The following is a 24,298-nucleotide window of genomic DNA, read 5'->3' as shown; positions in this document are numbered from 1 at the left end:
TTTATTTCCTTTTATGAATCAGTGTTAATAGTGAACAGTTATTAGTGAAATGCAGTTAGAGAGGCTTCACAGAGCCGCCAACGACCTTGGCACCAAACTCTTTTTCTAATTGCAATATGAAGGGATCTTGAGCAATCATTTGCTCTGCATTTTGTCTTTTCTCTTGATGAACCTGGGCATCCACTTTAGCTACCGTTTTAGCTTCAGCAGTTCCCTTCTCAATCATTACTTTGACTGGCTTACCAAAGTGCGCAGTCAATGCATCAGCAAGTCTCCCAACGGAGGCATCAGAGGCTAGTTGTGGCATAGCCGTTACTACGGTTGCACGCACACCTGCTGGCGCGTCATCCCAATCTTGCAATTCTGTCTGAAAGGCTAACTGCTGTACCAAACCTTTTACCGGTAGCTGACGCATCAAGGCATGCCAGTCTGGGCGGTCGGCTGCAGTTGCTGTTATAGATGCTGGTGGAGAAGATACTGGGGTTGATGCAGCAACTGCAGGCTTTACGGCAGCTGATGGTGAAGCAGAAGATCTAGCTGGAGCGGCAGTTTGATTGGCTGGACTAAATGCTTTAGGTGCTGATGCTACTGGTGGGGCTGAACCACCAGCTGTAGCGCCTACTCTACTCGGCGTTTCATTTCCGGGACGAAAGGCCAGCATGCGTAAGAGCGTCATTGCAAAGCCGGTTTGCTCATCGGGCGCTAGAGATAAATCAGGCCGGCTCGTAATACTGATTTGGTAGAAGAGTTGTGCCTCTTCTTTGGTAAGTGCACTTGCCAAGCGATGAATCTCCGCTGCTTCAGGCCAATCTTCTAAAACGGATTCAGGAACTATTTGTGCAGCAGCAATTTTCTGAATGAGGCTAGATAGATCAGCCAGCGCTAATGAGAAAGACATACTGCGTTCGCCCATCTCATTGCTAATAGCAAGCAAGGTAGCACCGTCTTTAGCAATCAATGAATCTAATATCCGAATGAGGTACGCATCATCTAAGGTGCCCAGCATACCGCGCACTGCTTCTTCAGAGACTTTACCAGCGGCATATGCGATGGCTTGATCTGTGAGTGATAAGGCATCGCGCATGGAGCCTTGCGCTCCTTTTGCTAATACTCGTAGTGCATTAGTTTCGTAATCAACTTTTTCTGCGGCGAGGACTTTTTCTAGGTGCTCAACAATGAGTGGTACGGGCATTTGCTTGAGGTTGAACTGCAAGCAACGCGACAAAATAGTGACAGGGATTTTTTGGGGATCGGTAGTCGCCAAAATGAACTTGATATGCTCGGGAGGCTCTTCTAGGGTTTTCAGAAGCGCATTAAATGCCTCTTTACTAAGCATATGTACTTCGTCAATCATGTAGACCTTGAAACGGGCATTTGCTGGGGCATAGGCGGCTTTTTCGAGCAAATCACGGATATCATCAATTCCGCGATTACTCGCAGCATCCATCTCAACATAATCAACAAAACGACCTTGATCTATACCCAAACAGGCTGGACATTTTCCACAGGGTGTTGAAGTCATCTTGCCCAAGCCATCCTCACCAATGCAATTGAGGGCCTTGGCCATAATGCGTGAGATTGTCGTCTTGCCAACCCCACGAGTGCCTGTAAAGAGCCAAGCGTGGTGTAGGCGGCCCTGATCTAGAGCATGACTAAGGGCCTTTACTACATGGTCTTGGCCAAGTAATTCAGGGAAAGTTTTAGGGCGCCACGAACGGGCTAGAGCCAATGCTGTCATGTATTACATTCTAACAAGCTAAAATGGAATTGGATGGGCCTCCTCGCATGGCGGTTTGGATAACCTGGTCAGGTCGGGAACGAAGCAGCCAAACCCAATTCTGTCAGTGCCGGGGGTCAGGCTCATCCACCCTATTTATAAGTCTTTGTTTAGATTAGATTTAGTTTTACAAAACAAAACAGTGCAGTGGCGATCAAGAGAATCATGGCCTGGCAAATTGAACAAGAAATGATTAAGCAAGATCCGACCAAGGCTATGATGGCTAAGAAGATACATATCAGTCGAGCTACCGATTAGACTGAGGTAATTTTCTTAACTGTACCTGAATCAATTGCTCTCTAATCGCCACTACCTCCTCAGCATTAATTATTACCGCGGGTTTAAAGTCTCGCTCTACCGAGCGTAAGATTGTCTTCCCAAGGCGAGCCTTATTAAGGCGCTCAAACCCTTCGTTGATCTCATTAAATAAGATACGTTTGGTCATTTTCATGTCTCAGCTTTTTGAAGTGATCTCAAGAATGTAGTTGCTCTCCCAGCAGCATCATCGTATCTTGGCTTGTAAGTTAGGGTATCAATTTCAGCAAACTGTCTTTCTAATACGATCTTTCTGCTAGTAATCTGATCGATGAATAAATCAGCATGCTTTAGTAAAAACTTGGCTGCCTTAATAAGGGCTTCTGGTTCTTGCTCAATCACTAAAGAAAGATCAAAGAGGTCGCGAGCCGTAGCCCTATCACCACGATGCCATAATTTCTTAGCGACGATTTCTGCAGCAGTTTCTACTCGAATATGTTGTCCATTTATATTCCACATCTCAAATGGGTAGTCAGTTAGGTTAGGCGAGGCTACAAAATCAATCTCACCTTCAGGGCGAATTAACTTGACATAAGAGCTTTGATCTTCAACATACTGAGTACTAACTGCTGCAGCAACATCACTTAGACGTGGCGTAACGAAACCCAAATATTGGGGGTCGGGAACAAAGATATCAATGTCTTTACTAAGACGATGTTGATAGCGAAGCATCAATACCGTACCACCACCAAAAGTCCAAAATGGATTAGAGTTTCCATAACTCTTGATATCTTCAATAATAGAAAGTGCATGAGGAAGTAAATCTTTCCACACGCCGTTGGGTAAATCACGCTCAATCACCTTATTCATCATTAAGCCCAGGCTGATCTTGGTGAATACATCTCTTGTGTCCACCGATAAATATTCTTCCAAATGAGCTTAGGTGGAATGTGGTTATCTGCTGCCGCCTCTTCAACCGCGGATACAATAATTGCTAATGGCGCTTCATCAAGCAATGTTGCTACATGTGGATAAATACTTTCTGGTAATTCTCCGCTCGCTAAGGAATGGGATAAATCGTTACTTTGAAGCTTGGTCTTGTAGCTAACACTGGCAGTTTTACTAGCCATATCTAAACCATGATGTTTTTTACTGTGCTCCTGCGTGATGACATCCAACCCCAACAAAGATAGCAAGGCTAGTAGTTTGGCTGCACCCAAATCATTCAAAGTACCCTTCTCCAAATGATGAATAGTCGATCTTGAAAGACCGCAAAGCTTTGCCAACCGATCCTGAGATAAACCCAGATCAGTGCGGCGCTGCCCGACTTTGAGACCAATTTCACGTAAGTTCATAGATTTATTATCGCATAAATTGTGTAATATATTACACATTAATTAGGAAAATTAAAGAAAAACTCCTAAATTCGAGCCTAAAAAAAGAATGTCCATTGTTTTAATGGATATGGCTTCTAAATACCTAAGATGCAAACCTGCATAAAGTAGTCAACTTCATCTCATCAACAAACGCTGGTCTTACCTCGCCACGATCCCAATCAAGATCAAATAGATTCTTTACTGAATGGCCTTTGCTCATGCCTTTAGAGAACACCATGAGATCTTGTACAAACAGTTTTAGATCTCCTCCTCAGAGCTCCTAACGTCGCACATACGAATTGATATAAGCCTTGCGTACGGTCACATCACTCACCATGGGCACACCAGCATGCTGCTGGACGGTGGCTGAAGGTTCTTGATACATGGCTTTGTGCGGGAAGTACAAATTACCTTTGGCATCCCTGAGTTTGAACTTAGGTAATCCAATAATACTGGCGCTATCGACAAAGGCAGCTACAGCTAACGGTCTTGTGATTGGCGTAGGAGAATGACCGTTGGGCGATATCTGCAATGGCAGGATGGTAATAAAGACTAGGGAACTTAGCATGGAGCTCTTTATGAAATTAATGAGTTATTTCATTTTCTAGAGCAGATAGCTCATTAGGTGAGCTTTGGGGTTTTTATTCTGACTTCATGAAATCTTTTTTGGAGATCCCCATGAAATACCTTATTGCCCTCTTTTTAATTGCTCAGGCTGTTTTATTCGTACGCAGTACCTCTGCCCAAGCCGTTTATAGCTCCACTGGCAACTACTTGGGTTACAGCCAAAGCTCTCCAAGTGGTGTAACCAATGTCTACAACGCCACAGGTCAAAACGTACAGTCATTTCAGACGGATAACGGGCAGACTAATTTCTATAGTCCTGGGGGCGCTTATCAAGGCACTTCTACCGCGCCTATTTATGCAGCACCTAATTCCACTATCAATGCGCCACGTCAAGCTCCACAAACCCCCACCTGAAAGGTTGGTAATCATGAAACGCGTACTTGCTTTTTTATTGAGCTCCCTATTTTGTAGCGTCTGTTTAGCTCAAGCCAATAACTGGAGCAACTCACCCAATAATTGGAATAACTCTTCGAATAACTGGCAAAACAGCCCGAACAATTGGCAGAACAGTCCCAATAACTGGAACTCTTCTAATGGGGTTTATGACAACAGCGGTAAGCGCATTGGCTTCGAGAACCAGTCTCCCCAAGGCGTAACCAATGTCTTTGATAACACTGGCAATCGGATCGGTTACTCACCTGCTAAATAATGCAAACCTACGCAGGTGAATTTGATCGTCTACACCTCCTCGTTTGGCTTTGTTGTGTTTTTGCTATTTTTATAAATTAATGAGTTCCAAGCTCATTAAATGAGCTATAAAGTACTTATAGTTCTTAAAACTATAAAAACACCTTTTGGAGTCCTTATGAGTGATCCGGAACGCTTGCACCGTATTAAGTACCTGATTCAGCAGCGTAAATGTGTGCCAATTGAGGTCTTCTTAGATGAGCTTGAGATCTCGAAGGCGACTTTTAAACGTGACTTAGAGTACTTACGATCACGCTCTAAGGCCGAGATTGAGTATGACCGCTTTTTAGGCGGTTATCGGTTTAAGGAAGGTAGCGACATCAATAAGATTGAGATGCCTGGACTCTGGTTCTCTGAAAAAGAAGCTACTGCCCTGGTGTTGATGCAGCACTTACTCTCCTCGCTAGATCAAGGTGGCTTAATCGGCCCCCACATCGAACCTCTGACGGTAATCATTGATGGCATTTTGGGTCAAAGCGAAACCTCTGCAAAAGAACTACGCAAACGGATCAAAGTCATTGGCATGGGCTCGCGTAAGAACTCCATTGAGAACTTCTCTGAGATTGGTGCCGCCCTACTTAAGCGTAATCGTCTGGATATTGCTTACTACTCCAAGGGGAAGGATGAGGACACGACTCGCGAGATCTCGCCTCAGCGCCTAATCTATTACCGTGAGAACTGGTATCTTGATGCCTATTGCCATTTACGGAATGACTTACGCAGCTTTGCGATTGATGGCATTCGGGATGCAGTGCTCACCAATAAAAAAGCGCAAGAACTCAGCGAGAAAGAATGTCACGAACATTTTGCTGAGAGCTACGGCATCTTCTCTGGTAAGGCCACTCAAAGAGCGAAGTTGCGCTTTACTCCCGAGCATTCACGTTGGGTAGCGGGAGAGCATTGGCATGGCCAACAAGTAGGTAGCTTTGATAAAAATGGTTACTACACCCTTGAGTTTGATTTTGACCAAGATCCAGAACTCATTCGGGACATCATGAAGCATGGCTCTGGTGTTGAGGTGATTGGGCCGGCTAGTCTCAAGTCAAAGGTGAAGGCGGAATTAGCGAAGGCGTTAAGCAGCTACTAATAAACCTTTGCTTTCTAAGTATTTACAAGTGTAAAGTACCGCCTTACACTTACTTATGCATAAAAGATCACCGACCCACCCTGGAGCCATTCTGCGAGAGGATGTGTTCCCAACCTTAGGAATCTCTGTCACGGAATTCTCAAGACATCTTGGAGTCTCAAGACAAACTCTGCATGCTGTTCTCTCAGAAAAAAGTGGTGTTACGCCGGAGCTTGCCTTAAGGCTGGGTACTTTCTTGGGCAATGGACCACAACTTTGGATTGAAATGCAATCCAAATATGATTTGTTTCATGCAGGGCTGAAGCTCAAAAAGATATTGCCAAAAATTCCCTTATTTAATGGTTTCCTAGCGGTCTAATTCAACGAACACTTCAAAGCTTAGTAATTCGGTTTAGCCCCACCCTATCTTCTTTAAAAATCTAATGAATTACTGACTCAGATGTTTCTGCCTTTCCTGCTGGATCTTTTTTTTGACCAGTAATTAGATATTGCTTGGTTGTCAGAGCAACCTTTAGGTAGTCATCAACAGCTGCTCTAAAGGCCTCAAAGCCATCTTGCTTGTTGAAGGCATAAGCCAAACTAAAGACCAGGTTATCCGCATCTTCTCCTTCAAGGGTCACCGTATTGGGCTCTTCGTTATCGACGATACGAAACCCTCTAATAAAATCAGGCTTCTGATCTTCGGACCAGCTTAGATCAAGCCTATCCACATCAAAGCGCAAGCTACGGAAGATATTGTTGATCGTAAAACGGGCACCGCCCAAGTATGTGTAATCACGCATGATTTCTCCTTTGTGGATTGGATAAATTCAGTATAAAAATCGATAAGCTCATAGATTGAGCCTCGTCATTTTTAAGTGCTTGAATATAAAAATGCGGGCACAATGGAATCTAATTTGAACTATTAAGAGCACTCATGTCCCAAGCCATTATTTTTGATGTTGAAGCAACCGATAAAAACGATGCGGTCATTATTGAAGCGGCATCTTTAGATATTACTTCTATCAACCCACTCGCTGTTGACAATCCTTGGGTACAGCGTTACAACCCTGGTAAGCCGATTAGCTTAGGTGCTTTGGCAACCCACCATATCCTCGATGAGGAATTGATTAATTGCCCTGCCAGCAGCTCATTTCGATTGCCTGCTGGTACCAATTATATCATTGGTCATAACGTGGATTTTGACTGGGAAGCGATTGGTAGTCCTGAAGTTAAACGGATTTGTACGCTGGCACTGGCGCGTAGCCTTTGGCCTGAGTTAGATAGTCATACTCAAAGCGCCCTGCTTTATTACTTTGAGCGCGCCACTGCTAAAGAACAATTACGTAATGCCCATAGTGCATTAGCGGATGTATGGATCTGCTCCAAAATTTTGGGTCAAATCATTGATCGTTTGCACCCTGCTTCTTTAGATGCTTTATGGGAAATGTCAGAGAAGGCACGCATTCCGACTATCATGCCTTTTGGTAAACACAAGGGTGAACTGATTAGCCAAGTGCCATCTGACTATAAACAGTGGATGCTACGTCAGGATAATTTGTCACCCTTTTTACGCAAAGCTTTAGAGGCTTAAGCTTAACCTTATTTAATGCTTGCCTAGTGTTGCTTATGAGCCGAAGTTACCAGCTTTTCTGTATAGGCAATCGCAACGGCTGACAGCACAAAGGTAACGTGGATTAAGGTTTGCCACATGAGCGTTTTTTCATCATAGGATGCTGCATTGATGAAGGTCTTGAGCAAGTGGATCGATGAAATACCAATGATCGCAGTTGCCAGTTTTACTTTGAGCACACCTGCGTTCACGTGAGAGAGCCACTCGGGCTGATCGGGATGGTTCTCCAATTCCAAACGAGAGACGAAGGTTTCCCATCCTCCAATAATGACCATCACCAATAGGTTAGAGATCATCACTACATCGATTAATCCTAAGACCACCAGCATGATTGCGGTTTCGTTCATGGACTTGTCTGCCATCTTCGAAACAAGATGGACAAGCTCTAACCAAAACTGCCAGACATATACGCCTTGGGCAACAATCAGACCAATATAAAGCGGCGCCTGCAACCAGCGGGACATAAATATCCAACGCGGTAAGGGGCGTAGTTGTTTATCTAGGAAGGTTTGTTTATCTTCAGTCATGCCAGTATTTTACTGATATTTGTGGCAGATAGCTGTAACGGAATAAAGGCTATCCCTGATGCTCGCCTTTACTAGGGAATAAGGAATCCGTGATTTCCTTATCCCCCTTCCAGGCCTGCTGCTTGATCTTTGAGTCTTGCTTTATTAATTACTGCAGACTAATCTTTAGCGATAGTGATGATTAAAGACGGTCTTTGTTTCACCTTCATGACGCTTGGTGTTTTTCAACACTGCGCAATAGGACAGAGCGATGATTACTAGCAATGAGATGCCATTGAAGTTGTTCATCAAGTTATTTAGTGTGTTCATATATTTCTCCTGTGATGTCTTTAAATGACTGCTACGAATTCAGAATAGCCAATCAAAAGCTCATGAAATGAGCTAGTGAAAATGAGTTTTTGATTGCTTATTTTTTGGTATTTTTTCATCTCGCGCTTCTACCTCACCACCGGCAACTCATCCCACTGCGTGGTGTAGTTGGGTGACTTATTGCCTGATCGCATTTGCCAGTCTTGCTTGGTTTCTTTAGTGCCTGCTGCTGCAGATCTGATGACGGCATTACCAAAGCGACTATTAATCGAATCCATTGCTTTCATGAGGCCGGCGGATTTACCCTTGACTTCCATGTCATCAAATAGGGATTGCTGCATAGTGGGCTTATCAGCCAAGAGGTTAAAAATGACGCCTGCCTTCTTGTACTTAAAGCCAGTCTTGTAGATTTGCTGGAGACCCTTTAATGCCGCACTGGTCAGCGTTAAGGTGTTATCGCTCGGATCTGCTAAAGCAACCGTAATACTTTGATAGTGTTGTGGCTCAAACGGTTTGTGTGGGTTGGTTTGCACAAAAACAGTGAGCGCGCCCGTGACAGACTTTTGACTTCTGAGTTTCTCGGCACCTCTAGCAGTATGGGTAGCGACAGACTCCGCCACCTCCTCCATAGATGTCACTGGCTTACCAAAACTGCGTGAGGCAATAATTTGCTGTTTAGCAGGCGCTACTTCTTCTAACTGTAAACAAGAGACGCCACGCAATTCATAGCAGATCCGCTCCATCACTACGCCAAATTGTTGGCGCATAGTCTGTGGCGAGATTTGCACTAAATCAAAGATGCTATGGATCTTGAGCTCTTTGAGTTTCTTAGCAGTCTTGCCTCCAATACCCCACACTTCACCCACTGCTGTTTCTGCCATCCATTGGTAGAGCATTGCTTTAGGCATGGAGCTGATGTCGCACACGCCAGTAAACTGTGGATTCTTTTTAGCTAAGTGATTGGCGAGTTTGGCAAGCGTCTTACTGGCACCAACACCAACGCAGACTGGCAAGCCAGTCGTATCTTTAACCGCTTGTTTGATTATTTGGCCTAGGCTAGTGGGATCTTTATATTGCTTGAGCACAGTCTCAATTGCCAGAAAACTCTCATCAATACTGTAGACCTCTAAATTGGGTGTGAACTTCTGCAACACCTCGACCACCCTGCTGCTCATATCACCATACAAGGTGTAGTTCGAAGAGTAGGCTTGGATACCATGCTGCTTGGCCAAATCTTTTATCTGAAACCAAGGGGTACCCATCTTCACACCCAGTGCTTTGACTTCAGCACTACGCGCTACAGCGCAACCATCATTATTAGAGAGCACCACCATTGGCACATCCTCTAATTTCGGAGCAAAGACCCGCTCGCACGATACATAGAAGTTATTGACATCGACGAGCGCAAAGAGCTGCTGAGTTTGGCCTGCTTGATGGAGGGTACTCATGGCGTTCATGTTGCTCATGATGATTTCCCATTTCTGCTGCTGGCGTGGCTGTACTTGCGCACTACCCCGACCACGACACCCCAAATTTGGAGTTCGCTGTTCTCATTAAAGGTAATGGCTTCGTAGTTCGGGTTCTCAGGCTGGAGCTCTGTTTTGCCACGCAACTGATACAGGCGCTTGATGGTGTACTCGCTGTCCACTACCGCCACCACGATGTCTTTATGTTTTGGCTTGAGGGCTTTATCGACTACTACCTTGTCGCCATCACAAATACCCGCACCCATCATCGAATCACCCTGTACGGTGAACATGAAGGTCGCTGGCTTGTTTTTAACTAAATAGCTATTGAGATCGAGACCTTCCTCAGCATAATCCGCCGCTGGACTCGGAAATCCCGCTGAAATCCGGTGACTTAAGAGCGTGAACTCATAGGCAGAATTCGCTGCCAAGGCCTGTGGGGCTTGGCTTAAGGTCACTTTTAAGGGGGTCATCTGAGTCGTCATAGTCATTAATATACTGTATATCCATACAGTATATGTAAAAACCACCAAAACGACTCTATTTTTGTTGTTTTGCTACCTATGGTGCCTGTTTCTACTCATAAACCCCAAGTTCTTTAGCGGGGGAAGAACCACATAATGAGCCTTGAAATCAGCGCTAAAGCCGATTTACACATAAAAAACACAGTATTAGGAGAGCAATGAAGACTTACAAAATCGCCTCTATTCCAGGCGACGGTATCGGCAAAGAAGTAATTCCTGAATGCGAAAAGGTCTTGAATGCCTTAAGCAACAAACATCCTGAAGTAGCCTTTCAATTTGAGCACTTTGATTGGGGTGGAGATTACTACCGCAAGCACGGCATCATGATGCCCGATGATGGTCTTGAACCTCTACGGTCTAAAGATGCCATTTTGTTTGGATCGGCTGGCGATCCGGATATTCCTGATCACATTACTTTGTGGGGTTTGCGCCTAAAGATTTGCCAAGGCTTTGATCAATACGCCAATGTCAGACCCACTCGCATTCTCCCCGGAATTGAAACCCCACTACGCCATTGCAAACCGCACCAACTGAATTGGGTTATTGTGCGCGAGAACTCTGAAGGGGAATACTCTGGTGTCGGTGGCAGAGCACATCAAGGCCATCCGATTGAAGTGGCTTCCGATATGAGCATCATGACGCGTGTGGGCGTAGAACGGATTCAGCGCTTTGCATTTAAGCTCGCGCAGTCGCGCCCTCGCAAGCACCTCACCGTCATTACTAAATCCAATGCCCAGCGCCATGGCATGGTGATGTGGGATGACATTGCCAAGATCGTTGCAAAAGACTTTCCGGATGTGACTTGGGATAAAGAGTTAGTCGATGCCGCTACTGCTCGGATGGTGAATCGCCCTGAGTCTTTAGATACGATTGTGGCTACCAACCTGCATGCGGACGTACTGAGCGATTTAGCAGCAGCACTAGCTGGTAGTTTAGGTATTGCACCTACCGCTAACTTAGATCCAGAGCGGCGTTACCCCTCCATGTTTGAACCGATTCATGGTTCCGCTTTTGACATCATGGGTCAAGGTCTTGCTAACCCGATTGGTACTTTTTGGTCGGCCGTCATGATGCTCGATTTCTTAGGAGAAAAAGAGATGGCTACTAAGTTAATGAAAGCCATTGAAACTGTCACCGCTAATCCGCAGTTGCACACCCGTGATTTAGGGGGAACAGCAATGATGAGTGATGTTACTAATGCAGTAATTCAGGAGATATCAAAATGAAGGTGTTTTCATTCGTTAAAGTTGCTGTACTAGCATTGAGCGTTATCTCTGTTGTGCATGCTCAGCCATTTCCTGATAAGACCATTCAGTACATCATCCCGTTTCCACCTGCTGGAGAATCTGATCTAGTAGCGCGCTATCAAGCAGAGATCTCCGCCAAGAAATTCAAGCAACCGATGGTAGTGATTAATCGTGCGGGCGCTGGCGGTGCTTTGGTATGGAGTGCTCTAAATACCTATCCTGCTGATGGCACTACGGTAGTCGGAGTCAATATTCCTCATACCATCTTGCAGCCATTACAAGAAGGCATTCAGTACAAAACTGATGACATCAATGCCATCTACTACTACCACTTCACTCCAGATGCCTTGATGGTCTCTGCTGATAGCCCCTATAAGACCTATCAAGAATTTATTGCAGCCGCTAAGAAAGAACCTGGCAAGCTCAATCTGGCAGGCTCTGCACAATACTCGGCAAACCATATGGCCGTAGAGCGCTTGAATAAATTAGCCGGTGTCAAAATTAATTACGTTCCTTTTAAGGGTACGGGAGATTTAATTACCGCCTTAATTGGAATGCACGTAGATGGTGCGATGGGCTACTTACCGCTGGCGATTCAGCAAAAAGGCAAAGTGCGCACCCTAGCGATCGCTACTGAGAAACGGAATCCAGCCCTACCGGATGTACCCACCTTTAAAGAGCTAGGCCTGAATTGGGTAGATGGTGCTTATCGGGGTGTTGCCGTACCTAAAGCAACTCCACTGGTATTGCAGCAAAAGATGTCTGACTACTTTGCACAACTCAATGCCGATCCTGAAACCAAGAAGAAGTTAGAGGACTCTGGATTTATCTTGGTCGATATCCCATTGGCAAAGATGCCCGCCTTTATGAAAGAGAAGACTCCTCAAGCAATGGAAGATGCCAAGAATGCAGGCATGATTAAGTAAGAGACTGGATTCGCTGTAATGCTGCTGATGTAACTCTTCTTTGGCAATAAAAAACCACCGTTGTTTTCGGTGGTTTTTTATTTCTACTGGTGAGCTTACACGTCACTCATAAAATCGCCACCGCCGTCATCCCATGAGCTGGATCCACCATCATCCCAAGAGCCGGCATCGCGTACACCGAAATTAGGATCTGTAGATGCGGGACCGCCGACTTGATTCATGTTCGGGTTGGCATTGGTGTTGGAATGACCGTTATCGTGGCCACCCATCAGATTGCTCGCCAATGCTTGGCCAGCATACATACCAGCACCTAAAGCTGCGCCAGTTGCCAGACTACCCATTAAGCCACTACCCATACCACCAGCTGGAGCTCCAGGGTAACCAGGGCCACCAGGATAAGGACCGCCAGGCTGTCCAGCAGGACCACCTGGGGTGCCGGGGTAACCAGCGCTTGGTGCGTTATAGACCTGTACTGCTTCAGCTTTACGACGTCTCATCACAATGATGACGCCTACTACCAAGACAGCGATCAAACCCCAGAAGAGTGGATTGCTAAAGATGGAGGAGGATGCGCTAGCAGCCGAACCACCTGCAGTTGCAGTGTTAGCCAGTTGTACTTGGAGTTTTTGCACAGATTCTGGTTGAGCAAAAGGCAAGCCTGGCGCGAGGTTTTGCGCTGTCATGAAATGATTGCGTGCTACATCCACCTTACCCTCTTTCAGGGAAAGCTCAGCCGCTACATAGTGCGCCTTTGCACTATTAGGGTGGTTTTGCAGCACTTCTTTCATCATGGCATCGGCTTTAGCCATCTGCCCAGATTGCACCGCTTGATAGACCTCTGTCAAAGTTGCCTCAGCAAATGCGGCATTACTAGTTAGCAATACCGCCGCAGCGAATACGCTAATAAATAGATTAAGTACTTTACGAATGTTCATCACGACTCCTTGTAGGATGTTGCTTCAGATTTTCATTATCCCTATTTTTGGGGTTTTTACTATTCCCTAGTTATATGGGGGTTTTATAGGGGATTTCAAGGGGGTAAGGGCCTAAACCACTTCAGAAATTTCACCTTTGGCAGAGATTAAAAAGGCTTTAGCTGGCTTGTCCGGACGAATTCTGCCCAGCTCTTGTTTGTAGTTATTCAGTTGCTTGCGGTATTTGTTGTACGCCTCACTCCCCTCCTCTGGAATGGTGAGCTTGTAATCGAGAATGGCGAGGTGATCGTCAAACTCAACTAAGCGATCGATGCGGTAGCCTCTACCGTACTGGTCAGCAATATCAAGCTCATTCCAAGCTTGCAGCCACTGGCCTTCGGTGAGGTAAGGCTTTAGTGTGGGCGTATCCAATACAAGTTGCACACGCTCTATTAGTTTTTTCGCCTGCGCTTGATCAATGCTGAGCCAATTCATGAGCTCTGGCTCGCTTGGCATAGATACGTTTACTCGAGTGCCTGAGTTCGTGGTTAAGAACTCCAGCAATTGATGGAAATGCGTTCCCTCTTCCAGGATTTCTGGGTCAGACTGCTCTGCTAGTTGCGCCTGCTGTTTTGCCTTGGTGCTCGCAGCTAGCGCACCACTCTCAATATTAGAAATCGTTTCTTGATGGGATTGCTTAGCGGCATCCCACGATAGCTGGAAGTGATTGATCTGAAATGCTTCACTCCCTTGTGCTGTGGACTCTGGCTTCTGCGTAGGCTGATCATCACCCCACTCCGCAATATCGACCGTTTCTATACCGGCAGCAAGCGCTCTGCCATACCAAGATTTTTCATGGATTCCTTCCTTAATATGGGATTGCACGCCACTGATCCACAAACCTTGTTGTGCCCGAGTCATAGCAACGTAAAGGACATTCCAATTTTCGTTTTGGCTGACTTCATTTTCTTTTTGATAGATAACTTCGCGTTTTGCCGTGAGCGATTTAGCGGTATAAAGAGAAAGGTGGCTGGGGCTAGTCTCATCGGGTGACCAATCGAGTAACACCCCACGATTTGGCGCCTTCCATTCGGTATGGTTGGTATCGAGCATGATGACAAATGGGGCTTCCAATCCCTTGGCGCCATGGATGGTCATGAGGCGGACGCGCTTGTGCCGATCTTCTTCCGATACTTCACTATCAAAATCTACTTCACCAATCTCTTCTTCGGTCTCGCCTCCTGCATCTGCATCACCTTCATCAGGCGTTTCATCATCATCGCCCCGCCGCATGGCATTAATCTCATCTATAAAGCGACTCAGGCTGGGATAGCGACCGCCATCTTGATTTAAGGCGAGCTCTAAGAACGCATCCAAATTGGCTAACACTTGAGCACGCGCTAAATTTTGAGAAGCAACCGCATAACTCACGCGCAAATTACTTTCTTGATAAATCAGATCAAGTAAGTCATGTACGGGTAAGAGTTCGCCTAGACCTCGCCAGCGCTCTAAGTAACGCGCCGCCTTTTGGAGAGCGCCATCGGAACTACTTTGCAACGCATCCCACCAAGAAGTTTGAGTTTGGTTATAGGTATCTCCCACTTGGCTACTCAGCATTTGCATTTGCTGCTCAGTCAAACTAAAGATAGGGCTACGGAGTACTTGTGCCAAAGGCAAATCATGTCTTGGTGAAACTAAGACCGTCAGCAAAGCAATGAGATCATCAATCTCTAAAGTATTGAGTAAACCGCCTAAGCGTGAACTGTCATACGCTAGACCAGCTTCACGCAGCGCTCGCTCAAATTGGGATAAATAAGCACGGCGTTTAACCAACAAAATGAAATCACTTCCTCTTGCCGGGCGCCAGTACTCAATGCCATCTTTCCGATCAATCACTTGACGCGTTGCCAACACATGCGCAATTAAGCGGCTTACTTGTTGACCTTCCCAATAGCGTTGCTGCACTGCTACGGTGAGCCCAGCATCTTCGATTGGATTATCGAGTGCACTGCCAGTGCGATCAGCCTGCACTGCTTCGATACGCTCGATCAGCGGCAATAACTTAGCTTCACCTTGAAAGGCAAACTCTTCCTTTGCAATACCCTCTAATGGCGCTTTCCAATCCGTACTTTGCTTAGAGAACTGATAAGTTGATGGCACTGATTCGCCTAAAAAGATCTTGTTTACAGTATCATTAATTGCTGTGGCATTTCTGCGAGTGGTGTTCTTCTGCAAAGGCTTCGCCTGCAGGGTTGACTCTAGGAAAGTGGTTGCACTAGTAAACAACCTAGGGTCGGCACGGCGGAAGCGATAAATCGACTGCTTAGGATCTCCCACAATAAAGACGCTAGGCCGCGATCCATCTTGGCCATAACCCTCTAACCAAGAACGCAAAATTTGCCATTGCAATGGATTAGTGTCCTGAAACTCATCAATCAGAATGTGGCTGTACTTGGCATCTAGTCTGGCTTGTAGGTAAGCGGCATTAGCAGGATCGGCCATCAGCTGACTTACGCCAATTTCTAAATCGTCAAAGTCGCGCACTCGCATAGCGTCTTTGGTCTTTTGCAAATGCGCGAGCATGGCTTCGCTCATGGCAAACCAGGCAGTATTGACCGCTTCAGCATCTTGGTTGTTTTGCCAGATGAACCAGGCTTGATAGGCATCTATCCAGCTATTTCGAATGGAGGTGATCTGTATCGGGTCGCCACCAGTCGCAGCAAGGTATTTCTGCATTGGTGCAGAGATTTTTGCGATATCTTCCAACGGGGTCCCTTTTTGGGTGAGGAAGCAGCTTTGCCACACATTGGCAATCTCGAGAATTGATCCATCGACTGCATGCAGGGCAATCGCTTTCTGAATGAGCGGCACTCTTTTCTGTTGAGTGGGAGTGCCATTACTAAAGCACTCCAGCATCACTTGTAAATCTGCTTTTGCACCCGGGCGACGCCAGAATTCTTCTAAGGGGTTTGGTAATGCAAGATCAGGCAGGAATTGGGCTAGCGCCTCAGCTGGCGTAATGCCTTTGGCTTTGCAAGAAGCCAAGAAGAATGTCCATGCCCCTCTTTGTTTGAAGAGACTGTAGTTACCCATTAAGAACTTATCGGTCTCAAAGGCGCCAAACTCTTTGAGTAAGACGTCATAGTGTTTTTTGAGATCCGCAGGTAAGTCTCCCCACCAGTCTTGCATGCACTCTTCTTGTAAGCGCTTGGCATCTTCACGCAGATTAAAGCCAGGCTGCACCTCAGCGGAGATCGGCGCTGCCCCAAGGAGTCTGCCAAACCAACCATGAAAGGTATCTATCACAATCGATTGCGGGCTCATCAATACTTTGAGGTAAAGCCCCTTTGCTTGCGGTAATAATTTCTGAGCTTCTTCTTCATCCAAGCCTCTAATTGTCAGCTCATGAATCAATTGTGCATCACTCAATTGAGAAAACTGTTCTAGTAAACTGTATAAGCGTTCACGCATCTCTTGCGCCGCCTTACGGGTAAAAGTCAGCGCTAGGATCTCTTGAGGCTTCGCGCCCGCCAGCAATAAGCGAACCATTCTGGCAACCAATAACCAGGTCTTACCACTACCTGCGCAGGCGGACACAATGACCGAGTTGTTCGGGTTACAGGCGACGGAGTAATCAAACTTTTCGCTCACCACATCCCCTTTCTGCAAATGCCTCTGGCTTCGCAATATTGACAAACGCTATCGGGTGCAAAGGCTTTCATGGGCTTACGCGCCCACAGCACTTCCAGATCCTCACTAAGCTGCTCTGAAAATTGCGCCATCATCTCTGGCATATTCTCAACCGAGTGGACTCTGACGATCTTGTCATCCGCCTTTTTAATGTCTGCCTTTAATGAAACCCACTCCGCCTGTTCAATAGTACGCCCAGGAAGATGGGCTGATAATGCGCCCTCATTAATAGCGCGGGCATAGATGAGTAATTGCGGATCATCCAATAAACGCTCTGCCCGCTTCTTTATTTTGGTCATGCCTTGGTTCTTGTAATCCATGACTGCTGCGATAGCGGGATCATTCGAGTTCACATCAAAGCGGTCAGCGCGACCCGCAATCTGAATCTCTCTATGCACTCCATCGGGATCAGTCAACGTCACCATGAAACCTACCGATAACTCGGCATTGTGATATTGCCAACCTGCTGCCTCACGCTTTAATTGCCAATCAATAAAGCTAGGGATTTGTTTTTGCCAATCTCGCAAAGTACCCATTACTCTGGCATCACCTTTGATCAAGCGCTCAAATTCTTTTTCTGAATGCTTGGTGAGGTGCTCTTGCATCCAAAGTCTTCGTGCATCCACATCTTGATCAATATTCGAATGGGATTCTTGCTCTTCGATTTTTAAGGCCTGAAAGAAGTTCTTCAGCAAGGAATGCAACACCTGTCCAGCTAATGACGCATCAAAACCTTCTTCGAATTCTTTTGCCTGCCGTAAACCTAAAATACTCCGCACATAGTAGCGATAAGGACAATCTCTCAAAGCCTTATAAGCACTGGGTGACATACTCACCGGTAAAGCAATCTCTGCACTCACAGTAGTCACTGCCTCTTGCAATGGCTTTGACTGGTCCACATGAGTATCCGGTGTAGCTTCTAAGATGGGCCAATGCGGAAGTTGAGTGCGCAAACGACTAATCCACGCTGATGGCCTGAGTGGCTCACCGCTTTTACTTTTACTTTGCCAGAGCAAATCGACTTGTGGACAAGAGACTAGTAGTTGGGACAAATCTCTTGCCTGCTGAATGTACTGCGCGGTGATGGTGGATGCTTTGAGTAAGCGATTGAGTGCGTCTGAGAAAAATAATGGCGGCTCTGAGAACGCCGGCAACTGCTGTTCATCGCAACCGACCAATACGACCGCATCAAACTCCCGTAAACGCGTTGAGCTCAAGGGCAAAATACTCAAAGTTGCTTGCGCCTCAGTACCAGCCTCTTGATACGAGGCTTCTTCAATGACCGTCTTGAGTAAGCTCAGCCATTCTGGTAAACGCATCGTGACCTTCTGATAAGGGCCCGCATCCAGATCGAATGACTTCAAGACTTCGAGTAATTGCTTGCCAGCAGAATCAGCTTCTAGTTGCTGCGCCATTCCCATATCCTGCAAATGGGTTTGCAAAAGTGCATAGGCGTTAGCGCAATCGAGTTTGAGTGCTTGCCACTGAGTATGTTGTTTCTGCAAGCAGTTCATCAGTTGCAAGAGTGCCTCATACGGCACGCTACCTTGTGATGAGGCATTAGCGTTAGCACGCTCAATCGCCATCCTAAATGTTTCCCAACCTGACTTGGCTTGACTGGCAATCAAGATGTCTTCCAATTGCGCGATCAAACTAATACAGGACTCAGGGGTCTTTTGCAAAGCATGGGCAATATCAAAATACGGGTTTTGTAAAAAGTCGAGTAAGGCGCTAGCGCTCGGTCCTTCCTTGGGCGAGCGGATTAATTCTAAGTAACTATTGAGTGCTGCCGCAGCACGCGTGGTGGATAGCTTCCAACCGGTTTCATCGCGGATGCGCAGACTAGGGCCAAAGCGTGCCAATAATGCACGCGCCCTTCGAGCCGCTAAACGATCTTGCGCAACTAGCGCGATATTGGTCTTACCAGCAATTAAATGGGTCTCGATAGATTTAGCTGCAGCCCAGGCTAACTCCTCAAAACGACTAGCGGCAATCAAGCGCCACCCCTCATGAGCACTCGCTTGAATATTGCGATTAATGAGCGCACTCTGCGCTTCATCTGCTGGTAGTAGTTGCCCTTCTGTATCTGCGCCAGTATCTAAGCCAACCAAGGCTTCAGACCAGAGTGCAACTGAATGCCAATCTACCCCTACATGAACTACCGGTGCAAATTGCGCATAGTCCGCAAGATATTGAGAGATCGTCTCTTGATCAATGGGTTTGGGGTCTGCTGTTTGAACCCAGATTAATGGTCGCGGCTGATCTTGAGATTGACTTTGATTCGCACTAGCCGCCTCAAGATGCGCCGCTAGAGCGAAATGTTTTCGCATCACCGGATTGCCAGGGCTACTGAGGAAGCGCCAGAACGCGAGCAAAACAATTGACTCTTGATCAACGACTTTACGAGAAAGGCCTACATAAGCTTTTGCGATCGCTTGATCTAGCAGCACTTCCACTTTCTTAACCCAAGCATCTGCATCGAGCGTGCGACTTTGCACTAAAGCATTGATCTCGCCCTGCATCTGTGGAACCACTGCTTCGGATAAGGCATCACAGGCATCAATCACGGCTTGCGCTAAACCCCAAGCTCCGGATTCACTCTCGGCCTTAAACCAACTTTGTAAAGTAGGATGTTTGCGCACGTTGAGATATACCGCTAGCCAGCGCTCGAGATCCGTTTGTTTTTTAGGAAACTTCCACGCGCCTGGTGCTGCTTCTAACCAATCGTTAAAGCTCATCACCTGCGGAAGGAAAGCAATTTGGCTTGGCAGATTCTGGGGTCGATACTTTTCCAGAGCGGCTCTGACCCCCATTAAGGGACCAGCAGTACTGAGCACCACTAAGGGGCGCTGATTCGTTTGCTTTGCACAATCCCAAATACCCTTGGCGAGCTCCTCCAAGGCATCTGCATTGGGCGTAATGGCCCAAGCATGAGGCTGCTGCTGATCAGAAAGGGTCGGAAATGGGTGATTCATGCAGGCAAGATTGGGGTGTAGTTTTGGAGCAGTTTTTCAAGTTTTGGGCAGAAAGCGTCGCTTATTGCTAATATAAGCTTTGTAACGATATAACCAAATAAGACTAAATAAGGAATTTTCATGGGTGCCGGCATTAAATATGTAACTGACGCTTCATTCGAGCAAGATGTTCTCAAATCCGATAAACCGGTATTGCTCGACTTCTGGGCTGAGTGGTGTGGCCCTTGCAAGATGATCGGCCCTATCCTCGAAGAGCTCTCTAACGAATATGGTGACAAGATCCAAATCGCCAAAATGAACGTCGATGAGAACCAAGGCGTTCCCGCCCAGTTCAACATTCGGGGCATTCCGACATTGATCCTCTTTAAGAACGGCACCGTTGCTGCTCAAAAAGTAGGCGCTTTGGCCAAATCCCAGTTGACCGCCTTTATTGATAGTCATCTGTAAATCATCTTCGATCACAGGTTCACTGGGTGAGCCTGTGTTTTCGCTTTCCTTTATTGTTTTTTAGTGTAGTATCTAGTTCATCAGTACTTCAACGCACTTACAGTGCTCACTTTCTTAGCAAATTCCCCCCAAATTCTTGTTTTTCCCCAAATCTGTCTGATATCCATCTAGACAGCGATATCCCAAAACACATCTAACTCCTAATCAACACCCGAGAACCACATGCAATTATCCGAACTTAAAGTACTCCACGTATCCGCCCTACTAGAAATGGCAGCTAGCCTGGAGATCGAAAACACCCAGCGCATGCGCAAACAAGAATTGATGTTTGCCATTCTGAAAAAGCGCGCCAAGGAAGGTGAGTCGGTTTTCGGTGACGGTACTTTAGAAGTATTGCCAGATGGCTTTGGTTTCTTACGCTCTCCAGATGCCTCTTACATGGCTTCTCCAGACGACATTTATATCTCCCCTGCGCAGATCCGTCGCTTTAACCTGCACACCGGTGACAGCGTTGAAGGCGAGGTTCGCACCCCTAAAGATGGCGAGCGTTACTTTGCGCTGGTCAAGGTAGACAAGATCAATGGTTTGCCTCCAGAGGCTTTGAAGAACCGCATCATGTTCGAGAACTTAACGCCTTTACATCCGAATCGCGTGGTTCAACTAGAGCGCGATATTAAGGCAGAAGAGAATCTTACTGGCCGCATCATCGATATGATCTCCCCGATTGGCTATGGCCAGCGTGGCTTGATCGTCTCTTCACCTAAATCCGGTAAGACCGTGATGATGCAGCACATTGCGCATGCCATTGCCGCAAACAATCCGGATGCGATTTTGATCGTCTTACTAGTAGATGAGCGCCCTGAAGAAGTGACTGAGATGCAACGTTCCGTGCGCGGTGAAGTGGTTGCCTCTACCTTTGATGAGCCAGCCGTACGTCACGTTCAAGTAGCCGAGATGGTGATTGAAAAAGCCAAGCGTTTGGTGGAAATGAAAAAAGACGTCATCATCTTGCTCGACTCCATTACTCGTCTCGCTCGCGCCTACAACACCGTCATCCCTTCCTCAGGAAAAGTACTCTCTGGTGGTGTGGATGCCAATGCTCTACAACGCCCTAAGCGTTTCTTTGGTGCTGCCCGTAACGTGGAAGAAGGCGGTTCACTCACCATCATCGCTACCGCTTTGATTGAAACTGGTAGCCGTATGGATGACTTGATTTACGAAGAGTTCAAAGGCACTGGCAATATGGAAGTACACCTTGAGCGTCGTTTGGCAGAGCGCCGTGTGTATCCATCGATTAACCTCAATAAGTCCGGCACCCGTCGTGAAGAGTTGTTGGTTAAGGCAGAAAACCTCCAGAAAATCTGGGTTCTCCGTAAATTATTGGCCGATATGGACGATATTGAGGCGATGAACTTCATTGTGGATAAGCTCAAATCAACCAAAAATAATGGTGAATTCTTCGATTTAATGCGCAAGGGCGGCTAAATTAGCCTCTCAGAGTAGGTTAAAGTGCGCTTTGTTGTTGATTTCATGGCATAATTTCGCCTTTATCGCTGTACTAATTTGCATTTAACTTGGGTAAGTATTTGGGTCTGGTGTTTCTATACCTCCCCCTCACGGCTGCCTGCTAATAGGACTTAATAATGAAACCTGGCATTCACCCCGAATATCGTGAAATCGTCTTTGTAGATGTTTCTAATAACTTCAGCTTCAAGACTCGCTCCACTATGTCTACTAGAGAGACAATCAAGTGGGAAGATGGCAAGGAATATCCTTTGTCCAAGATCGAGACTTCATCTGAGTCACACCCTTTCTACACTGGTACCCAGAAGATTATGGATACTGCCGGTCGTGTTGAGAAATTCCGTCAGAAATTCGGTACTAAAGCCGTTGCTAAAGCAGCTGGTGATGGTGCTGCTAAAACTGCTGAGAAAAAAGCAGCTGCTGCAGAAGCTAAGGCGGCTGAAAAGCCAGCTAAGAAGAAGGCTTCTTAATAGACTTACTCAATATAGGGGCTGGGCATTCACCCTCCCCTGCGAGATAATCAAGGCAGCGTTTGCTGCCTTTTTTGTTTCTTGTTTTCTCTGTATTCATTTGTATTGCTCTACTTGAACCTCACGCATGGTTAAACTCACCGCCGCTGCCACCACCTCGATTCCTCGCATGATTATTTTTGCGTTGACCTTGATCTATGGTCTTGCCGGTCTGTTTGCGCGCGATCCTTGGAAGAATGAAGATGCCATCGGATTTGGTGGCATGTGGACTTTGCAACAAGGTAAAGCCTTAGATTGGATTGTTCCGCATCTAGCAGGACGTGATGTTTCTCTTGGAGCGCCATTCCCGTATTGGTTAGGCGCAACCCTCATGGATTGGTTTGGCCCATTCATTGGTATGGCCAATGCTGCGCGGCTCTATTCAGCAGTCTGCTTCTTTGCAGCCGCTTTGGCAATTTGGTATGCCACCTATCTTTTGGGTCGTCGTCAAGAAGTGCAGCCGATTGCATTGGCTGTGGGTGGTCAACCAGGTCGCAAAAACTATGGCATGACACTCGCTGATGGCGCATTACTGATTTTCTTAGCTTGTGTCGGTCTTGCACAACGCACACATGAAACTACACCCATGATGGCGCAACTCATGGGCATCACTATTGTCTTGTACGGCACTGTCCGTGGCCTGGATAAACCATGGCAAGGCGGTTTATGGACTGGCCTTGGCATTGCCATCGTGGCGCTCTCGAGCAATCTCACGCTGAGCTTACTGATTGTGAGCTCCACCATCATTGCTGTGATCGCAAGTAATGCTAAGCTCCGTTTCCGTTGGACCTTAACCAGCACCTTTCTAGGCTTAATTGGCTTTGCTATTTGGCCGTCACTTTGGTATCTCGGCAACCTCACTCCCGAGTGGCGTCATATTGCTGAAGAAGGCTGGCGCAATATGCCAGAAATGCGCGCTACCCCTTCAATTGAATCGCTGGGATTTTTAGGTGTGAACTTTTGGGCTTACGCTTGGCCGGTGTGGCCATTGGCAATTATCTCTCTCGCCCATTGGGGCCGCGCTAAAAAAGCAGGTCAATGGCGTGCCCCCCATCTTTGTATTCCGCTCAGTTTATTTATCGCTTGCTTGATTTATGTTGTATTCAGGCTGGAGGCCAATGAACATGATCTCATTATTCTGATTCCGAGCCTCTCCATTATTGCTGCATTTAGCCTGCCGATTCTCAAGCGAAATCTCATTAGCTTCATTGATTGGTTTGCGATGTTTAGCTTTACCCTAATTGCTTTGGCTATTTGGATTATTTGGTTAGCAAAAGTCACGGGCTATCCAGAATCAACCGCAGCTAATTTAGCGCGACTGTTGCCAGGCTTTCAGGCGCAGCTTGATTACTTTAGCCTGGTGATTGCCATCGCCATTACTGGCGTATGGATGGCGATTGTGCGCTGGAGAACTTCACGTGCTCCAAAAGAAATCTGGCGTTGCCTCATCATCTCTGCCTCTGGCACTACCCTCATGTGGGTATTGTTAATGACGCTTTGGTTACCGACGATTAATTACGCCAAGACGTATCGCTATGTATCTGATCGCTTAGTAAATATGATTGCCAACACACCAGGATGCATTGATACCAGTAATTTAGGTCCTGCTCAGTTGGCCTCATTTAGCTACTTTACTAAACTGCCTTTGCGCGATGATCCTAGCTGCAATCTCATGTTAACGCACAGCTCACTTGAAGCTAAGGCATACGCCAGGCTGAATAACAAGCAGATTGAATTACTTTGGGAAGATCGTCGCGCAGCTGACCGCGATGAGCGTTTACGTCTTTACCAAATTACGTCCGCTAATAAAGAATAAATC

The 24,298-nt window shown here is 46.6% G+C and carries 24 protein-coding genes and 1 other RNA gene; 12 read left to right on the top strand and 13 right to left on the bottom strand.

The genetic code is table 11. From position 1 onward, the window contains the following. Window positions 1-55: 55 nt before the first annotated feature. The gene (gene dnaX, locus ICN15_RS04370; protein WP_216201410.1) at window positions 56-1,738 is read right to left on the bottom strand and encodes a DNA polymerase III subunit gamma/tau; all 1,683 of its coding nucleotides are present in this window, start codon (window positions 1,736-1,738) and stop codon (window positions 56-58) included. A 32-nt stretch (window positions 1,739-1,770) separates the two neighbouring features. Here dnaX and ffs point away from each other — a divergent pair. Beyond that, window positions 1,771-1,868: signal recognition particle sRNA small type (ffs, locus tag ICN15_RS04365), an RNA gene on the top strand. A gap of 156 nt (window positions 1,869-2,024) precedes the next feature. Here the strand turns inward: ffs and ICN15_RS04360 are convergent. The 4 genes from ICN15_RS04360 to ICN15_RS04345 form a co-directional block, all read right to left on the bottom strand. Continuing rightward, the gene (locus ICN15_RS04360; protein ID WP_216201409.1) at window positions 2,025-2,228 is read right to left on the bottom strand and encodes a hypothetical protein; all 204 of its coding nucleotides are present in this window, start codon (window positions 2,226-2,228) and stop codon (window positions 2,025-2,027) included. Beyond that, window positions 2,225-2,947, bottom strand: a complete 723-nt coding sequence (locus tag ICN15_RS04355; RefSeq protein ID WP_370625399.1) for a nucleotidyl transferase AbiEii/AbiGii toxin family protein — start codon at window positions 2,945-2,947, stop codon at window positions 2,225-2,227. Before ICN15_RS04355 ends, ICN15_RS04360 begins: the two co-directional genes overlap by 4 nt. Beyond that, complete coding sequence (locus tag ICN15_RS04350; protein ID WP_216201408.1) at window positions 2,905-3,387, bottom strand: helix-turn-helix transcriptional regulator; 483 nt, start codon at window positions 3,385-3,387, stop codon at window positions 2,905-2,907. The genes ICN15_RS04355 and ICN15_RS04350 overlap by 43 nt, the downstream gene beginning before the upstream one ends. Before the next feature lie 301 nt (window positions 3,388-3,688). Continuing rightward, window positions 3,689-3,976 (bottom strand): hypothetical protein, encoded by a 288-nt coding sequence (locus ICN15_RS04345; protein ID WP_216201407.1) that lies wholly within the window; start codon window positions 3,974-3,976, stop codon window positions 3,689-3,691. A gap of 110 nt (window positions 3,977-4,086) precedes the next feature. Between ICN15_RS04345 and ICN15_RS04340 the strand changes: the two genes are divergently transcribed. The 4 genes from ICN15_RS04340 (at window position 4,087) to ICN15_RS04325 (ending at window position 6,167) form a co-directional block, all read left to right on the top strand. Then, window positions 4,087-4,389, top strand: coding sequence for a hypothetical protein (locus ICN15_RS04340; RefSeq protein WP_216201406.1), 303 nt, complete (start codon window positions 4,087-4,089; stop codon window positions 4,387-4,389). A gap of 13 nt (window positions 4,390-4,402) precedes the next feature. Continuing rightward, window positions 4,403-4,684 carry a hypothetical protein gene (locus tag ICN15_RS04335; RefSeq protein WP_216201405.1) on the top strand — a complete coding sequence of 94 codons (282 nt, stop codon included), beginning with the start codon at window positions 4,403-4,405 and terminating at the stop codon, window positions 4,682-4,684. 156 nt (window positions 4,685-4,840) lie between these two features. Next, entirely contained in the window at window positions 4,841-5,809 is a 969-nt protein-coding gene (locus tag ICN15_RS04330; RefSeq protein WP_216201404.1) for a YafY family protein, read from the top strand. Between the two features lie 55 nt (window positions 5,810-5,864). Further along, window positions 5,865-6,167, top strand: coding sequence for a HigA family addiction module antitoxin (locus tag ICN15_RS04325; protein WP_216201403.1), 303 nt, complete (start codon window positions 5,865-5,867; stop codon window positions 6,165-6,167). A gap of 61 nt (window positions 6,168-6,228) precedes the next feature. On the opposite strand, the gene ICN15_RS04320 is transcribed toward ICN15_RS04325, so the two are convergent. Further along, window positions 6,229-6,591, bottom strand: a complete 363-nt coding sequence (locus ICN15_RS04320; protein WP_216201402.1) for a hypothetical protein — start codon at window positions 6,589-6,591, stop codon at window positions 6,229-6,231. A gap of 134 nt (window positions 6,592-6,725) precedes the next feature. Between ICN15_RS04320 and ICN15_RS04315 the strand changes: the two genes are divergently transcribed. Continuing rightward, window positions 6,726-7,382, top strand: a complete 657-nt coding sequence (locus tag ICN15_RS04315) for a putative quorum-sensing-regulated virulence factor (protein WP_216201401.1) — start codon at window positions 6,726-6,728, stop codon at window positions 7,380-7,382. Window positions 7,383-7,405: 23 nt separating this feature from the next. Here ICN15_RS04315 and ICN15_RS04310 read toward each other — a convergent pair whose 3' ends face one another. The 4 genes from ICN15_RS04310 to ICN15_RS04295 form a co-directional block, all read right to left on the bottom strand. Then, window positions 7,406-7,948: a TIGR00645 family protein gene (locus ICN15_RS04310; RefSeq protein WP_216201400.1), complete on the bottom strand. Its 543-nt coding sequence runs from the start codon at window positions 7,946-7,948 to the stop codon at window positions 7,406-7,408. A 165-nt stretch (window positions 7,949-8,113) separates the two neighbouring features. Beyond that, window positions 8,114-8,257 (bottom strand): hypothetical protein, encoded by a 144-nt coding sequence (locus tag ICN15_RS04305; protein ID WP_216201399.1) that lies wholly within the window; start codon window positions 8,255-8,257, stop codon window positions 8,114-8,116. Between the two features lie 128 nt (window positions 8,258-8,385). Beyond that, complete coding sequence (locus ICN15_RS04300; protein ID WP_216201398.1) at window positions 8,386-9,723, bottom strand: Y-family DNA polymerase; 1,338 nt, start codon at window positions 9,721-9,723, stop codon at window positions 8,386-8,388. Continuing rightward, window positions 9,720-10,214 (bottom strand): LexA family transcriptional regulator, encoded by a 495-nt coding sequence (locus tag ICN15_RS04295; protein ID WP_216201397.1) that lies wholly within the window; start codon window positions 10,212-10,214, stop codon window positions 9,720-9,722. Before ICN15_RS04295 ends, ICN15_RS04300 begins: the two co-directional genes overlap by 4 nt. A 191-nt stretch (window positions 10,215-10,405) precedes the next feature. Between ICN15_RS04295 and ICN15_RS04290 the strand changes: the two genes are divergently transcribed. Beyond that, complete coding sequence (locus ICN15_RS04290; RefSeq protein ID WP_216201396.1) at window positions 10,406-11,473, top strand: tartrate dehydrogenase; 1,068 nt, start codon at window positions 10,406-10,408, stop codon at window positions 11,471-11,473. Beyond that, complete coding sequence (locus tag ICN15_RS04285; RefSeq protein WP_216201395.1) at window positions 11,470-12,420, top strand: tripartite tricarboxylate transporter substrate binding protein; 951 nt, start codon at window positions 11,470-11,472, stop codon at window positions 12,418-12,420. The genes ICN15_RS04290 and ICN15_RS04285 overlap by 4 nt, the downstream gene beginning before the upstream one ends. A gap of 95 nt (window positions 12,421-12,515) precedes the next feature. Here ICN15_RS04285 and ICN15_RS04280 read toward each other — a convergent pair whose 3' ends face one another. The 3 genes from ICN15_RS04280 to ICN15_RS04270 all read right to left on the bottom strand — a co-directional run bounded on the left by ICN15_RS04280 (window position 12,516) and on the right by ICN15_RS04270 (window position 19,999). After that, window positions 12,516-13,355, bottom strand: coding sequence for a tetratricopeptide repeat protein (locus tag ICN15_RS04280; RefSeq protein ID WP_216201394.1), 840 nt, complete (start codon window positions 13,353-13,355; stop codon window positions 12,516-12,518). A gap of 111 nt (window positions 13,356-13,466) precedes the next feature. Next, window positions 13,467-16,985 (bottom strand): UvrD-helicase domain-containing protein, encoded by a 3,519-nt coding sequence (locus ICN15_RS04275; RefSeq protein ID WP_370625398.1) that lies wholly within the window; start codon window positions 16,983-16,985, stop codon window positions 13,467-13,469. Then, window positions 16,982-19,999 carry a PD-(D/E)XK nuclease family protein gene (locus ICN15_RS04270; RefSeq protein ID WP_216201392.1) on the bottom strand — a complete coding sequence of 1,006 codons (3,018 nt, stop codon included), beginning with the start codon at window positions 19,997-19,999 and terminating at the stop codon, window positions 16,982-16,984. The genes ICN15_RS04275 and ICN15_RS04270 overlap by 4 nt, the downstream gene beginning before the upstream one ends. A 120-nt stretch (window positions 20,000-20,119) precedes the next feature. Here ICN15_RS04270 and trxA point away from each other — a divergent pair, with 120 nt between their 5' ends. The 4 genes from trxA to ICN15_RS04250 all read left to right on the top strand — a co-directional run bounded on the left by trxA (window position 20,120) and on the right by ICN15_RS04250 (window position 24,295). Then, window positions 20,120-20,446: a thioredoxin TrxA gene (gene trxA, locus ICN15_RS04265; RefSeq protein WP_216201391.1), complete on the top strand. Its 327-nt coding sequence runs from the start codon at window positions 20,120-20,122 to the stop codon at window positions 20,444-20,446. Between the two features lie 222 nt (window positions 20,447-20,668). Further along, on the top strand, window positions 20,669-21,931 hold the full coding sequence (gene rho / locus ICN15_RS04260) for a transcription termination factor Rho (RefSeq protein ID WP_216201390.1): 1,263 nt from the start codon (window positions 20,669-20,671) through the stop codon (window positions 21,929-21,931). A 158-nt stretch (window positions 21,932-22,089) separates the two neighbouring features. Next, window positions 22,090-22,440 carry a type B 50S ribosomal protein L31 gene (locus ICN15_RS04255; protein ID WP_216201389.1) on the top strand — a complete coding sequence of 117 codons (351 nt, stop codon included), beginning with the start codon at window positions 22,090-22,092 and terminating at the stop codon, window positions 22,438-22,440. 127 nt (window positions 22,441-22,567) lie between these two features. Beyond that, a complete protein-coding gene (locus ICN15_RS04250; RefSeq protein ID WP_216201388.1) occupies window positions 22,568-24,295 on the top strand; it encodes a glycosyltransferase family 39 protein in 1,728 nt (575 codons plus the stop codon). Window positions 24,296-24,298 lie beyond the last annotated feature (3 nt).

It is taken from the genome of Polynucleobacter sp. CS-Odin-A6, from assembly GCF_018882095.1.
Taxonomy (GTDB): Bacteria; Pseudomonadota; Gammaproteobacteria; order Burkholderiales; family Burkholderiaceae; genus Polynucleobacter.
Note: the sequence above shows the minus strand (reverse complement) of the source record. Positions and strands in the feature narration are given on the sequence as shown.

Coding starts and splice junctions, on each gene's coding strand:
- ICN15_RS04300 (WP_216201398.1), bottom strand. CDS start 9,723: ATGAGCAACATGAACGCCATGAGTACCCTCCATCAAGCAGGCCAAACT.
- ICN15_RS04270 (WP_216201392.1), bottom strand. CDS start 19,999: ATGAATCACCCATTTCCGACCCTTTCTGATCAGCAGCAGCCTCATGCT.
- ICN15_RS04320 (WP_216201402.1), bottom strand. CDS start 6,591: ATGCGTGATTACACATACTTGGGCGGTGCCCGTTTTACGATCAACAAT.
- ICN15_RS04280 (WP_216201394.1), bottom strand. CDS start 13,355: ATGAACATTCGTAAAGTACTTAATCTATTTATTAGCGTATTCGCTGCG.
- ICN15_RS04315 (WP_216201401.1), top strand. CDS start 6,726: ATGTCCCAAGCCATTATTTTTGATGTTGAAGCAACCGATAAAAACGAT.
- ICN15_RS04305 (WP_216201399.1), bottom strand. CDS start 8,257: ATGAACACACTAAATAACTTGATGAACAACTTCAATGGCATCTCATTG.
- rho (WP_216201390.1), top strand. CDS start 20,669: ATGCAATTATCCGAACTTAAAGTACTCCACGTATCCGCCCTACTAGAA.
- ICN15_RS04295 (WP_216201397.1), bottom strand. CDS start 10,214: ATGACTATGACGACTCAGATGACCCCCTTAAAAGTGACCTTAAGCCAA.
- ICN15_RS04285 (WP_216201395.1), top strand. CDS start 11,470: ATGAAGGTGTTTTCATTCGTTAAAGTTGCTGTACTAGCATTGAGCGTT.
- ICN15_RS04360 (WP_216201409.1), bottom strand. CDS start 2,228: ATGAAAATGACCAAACGTATCTTATTTAATGAGATCAACGAAGGGTTT.
- ICN15_RS04335 (WP_216201405.1), top strand. CDS start 4,403: ATGAAACGCGTACTTGCTTTTTTATTGAGCTCCCTATTTTGTAGCGTC.
- ICN15_RS04340 (WP_216201406.1), top strand. CDS start 4,087: ATGAAATACCTTATTGCCCTCTTTTTAATTGCTCAGGCTGTTTTATTC.
- ICN15_RS04255 (WP_216201389.1), top strand. CDS start 22,090: ATGAAACCTGGCATTCACCCCGAATATCGTGAAATCGTCTTTGTAGAT.
- ICN15_RS04350 (WP_216201408.1), bottom strand. CDS start 3,387: ATGAACTTACGTGAAATTGGTCTCAAAGTCGGGCAGCGCCGCACTGAT.
- ICN15_RS04325 (WP_216201403.1), top strand. CDS start 5,865: ATGCATAAAAGATCACCGACCCACCCTGGAGCCATTCTGCGAGAGGAT.
- trxA (WP_216201391.1), top strand. CDS start 20,120: ATGGGTGCCGGCATTAAATATGTAACTGACGCTTCATTCGAGCAAGAT.
- ICN15_RS04330 (WP_216201404.1), top strand. CDS start 4,841: ATGAGTGATCCGGAACGCTTGCACCGTATTAAGTACCTGATTCAGCAG.
- ICN15_RS04250 (WP_216201388.1), top strand. CDS start 22,568: ATGGTTAAACTCACCGCCGCTGCCACCACCTCGATTCCTCGCATGATT.
- ICN15_RS04345 (WP_216201407.1), bottom strand. CDS start 3,976: ATGCTAAGTTCCCTAGTCTTTATTACCATCCTGCCATTGCAGATATCG.
- ICN15_RS04290 (WP_216201396.1), top strand. CDS start 10,406: ATGAAGACTTACAAAATCGCCTCTATTCCAGGCGACGGTATCGGCAAA.
- dnaX (WP_216201410.1), bottom strand. CDS start 1,738: ATGACAGCATTGGCTCTAGCCCGTTCGTGGCGCCCTAAAACTTTCCCT.
- ICN15_RS04310 (WP_216201400.1), bottom strand. CDS start 7,948: ATGACTGAAGATAAACAAACCTTCCTAGATAAACAACTACGCCCCTTA.